This is a genomic window from Mycoplasma sp. AC1221 (genome assembly GCF_054353815.1).
The window spans coordinates 1-1,314 of the sequence record NZ_JBTHHH010000030.1; the positions used below are offsets into that span (position 1 = coordinate 1).

Consider the following 1,314-nt stretch of genomic DNA (forward strand, 5'->3'; position numbering starts at 1 on the left):
AGTATACCACCCCAGCACTTCGTTATTAAGTTTTTCATTAGCATCCTTATACATAAACTCGAAATTACTATTTTTACCATAAGGTAGCATATCCACTAATATTTGATTCAATTTTTTTGTTTGTGGGAACACACTTTCAGTCCCAATAAAGTTATTAATATCTAAAATCGCTATTAGAGCACTAGTATATGTATTTAACTTTGTTTTAAAATCATTAAATATATTTTTTTGATTACTATATCTAGCATCATTATTTTTATTAAGTTCTTCAATTTTTTCGATCAATGATGCTTGTTGATCACCATTTTTCTTATAATCCATAACTTTAAGAGCATCATTTAATTTTTTTAATGCTTGCTTATATTCTATTAAACTAATAAAATATTTTCTTTGATTCTCATCGACGGCCATAAATTTACCACCCGAATCCGTTGCTTCATCCACTAATGATATCGGAGCATATAAAAATAAGTTCTTAGTTTGTAATTTCTTAATATCTTCACTTGGATCTTTAAGGCCATAAAGAGCATCATTTTTTAAAATCTTCATTCCCTTATCATAACTAAACACATCCATTTTTGGATCATACACCCCATTTAAATTAAAAGTATATGGTAAAAAACTATATTTAAAACTATCACTTACACTTAAATTAATCACTTGTTGCTTTAACTTGTTTTTTGCTTCATTGCTATAATTTTTTAATGAATCAGCACTATTAATATAACCAGGATCATACACAGGATTTTGATCATCCAAATTATTTTTATCACTAAAACCAAATTGTAAGTATTTAGAATTACCATTTAAATAATCACTATATGAAATGTTTTTATTAATAATCCGTCCCTTATAATAATCAGTAAAGATATACGAAAATCATGTTCTTATTCTTTGCGCATAATAATTCCCGTTTACTAAGTTTAATAACGGTATATCTTCAGGCTTCGGTTTACTAGTATCTTCTTGTTGATCATCTAAACCAATAAAATTTTTTGCAAATTTTCTAAATTCTTTATATGTATCAGCTAATATTTTCACCCCAGATTCTTCATTAGGAGTTGTTGCAAAATATCTAAGATATTTACTTTGATATTGATTATAACTTTCACTCGCAAATTTATCTAAATCACTATCACTTATTAAATAATTATTATCATCATCTTTTTTGATAAAGGTATAAGTATTTTTATCACTAGCAGAATTTAAATATGCTAAAACTTCATTATAAAAATTTTCTTTTGTTTTTTCATCGATATTTACTTTATCATTTACCACATCCATAATTAGTTGATATAAATCCCCGTTATAATT

Annotated in this window: 1 protein-coding gene; it reads right to left on the reverse strand. The window is 25.6% G+C overall.

The window, feature by feature from the left end:
* Window positions 1–1,314: hypothetical protein (locus tag ACXYRK_RS04150; RefSeq protein ID WP_458618257.1), on the reverse strand; the 1,314-nt coding region annotated here is incomplete at both ends.